This is a genomic window from Gordonia sp. p3-SID1431 (assembly GCF_025143765.1).
Taxonomy (GTDB): domain Bacteria; phylum Actinomycetota; class Actinomycetes; order Mycobacteriales; family Mycobacteriaceae; genus Gordonia; species Gordonia hongkongensis.
The window spans coordinates 1-626 of record NZ_JAMBDT010000197.1 but is presented as its reverse complement, the minus strand read 5'-3'; the positions used below and the strand labels follow the sequence as shown (position 1 = coordinate 626).

Below are 626 nucleotides of genomic sequence, written 5' to 3'. Positions count from 1 at the left end.
GCACCGGGGTCCAGGCGTCGTCGCCGATCGCGGTGATGGCGCGGGTGATCGCGGTGTTGGTGCGCAGGACCAGCGAGAACGTCGCTGCGAGGCGTTGGCAGGTGCGCATCACCGCGGCGGTGCCATAGGCGGCGTCGCCGCGCACGGTGATCTCCCCGCTCGCCCCACAGCGGCGTGCGGTGGTCAGGGTTTCAGCGATCATTCTCGCTGCCCCGTTACCGGAGGCGGTGCGCCCGGCGCGTAGCCAGGCGTTGGCGATCACCGGTTGATGCCCGGCTGCGGACAGAGTGGTGACCTGCGGGGACAGACCTTTGCGCAGGAGTTCACGCCCGGCGATTTTCGCGTGCCCGTAGGAGCCGCCTTCTTTCTGGTAGCCGTAGACTGGGCGTAGTAGCGAGTCAATGTCGACAAATACCCGGGACCCGTCGGTGGGTAGCAGACCCGCGGTGGCGCACATCGCCGGCAATGTGTGGGTCATCACCGCGTTGAGTTGCCGGGCGTGGCCGGGGGTGAACTCGCGCAGTGTTTGTCCGATCGTGGCTGGGGCGTACACGCGGTCGAACAGGCGGGTGTGCCCACCAGCGCGGACCCTTCCGAGGTCGTCGATACTGTCTGCTCCGCAACAG

Annotated in this window: 1 protein-coding gene; it reads right to left on the bottom strand. The window is 67.9% G+C overall.

The window, feature by feature from the left end; translation table 11 throughout:
• Nucleotides 1-626: transposase (locus M4D77_RS23765; protein WP_259937732.1), on the bottom strand; the 626-nt coding region annotated here is incomplete at both ends.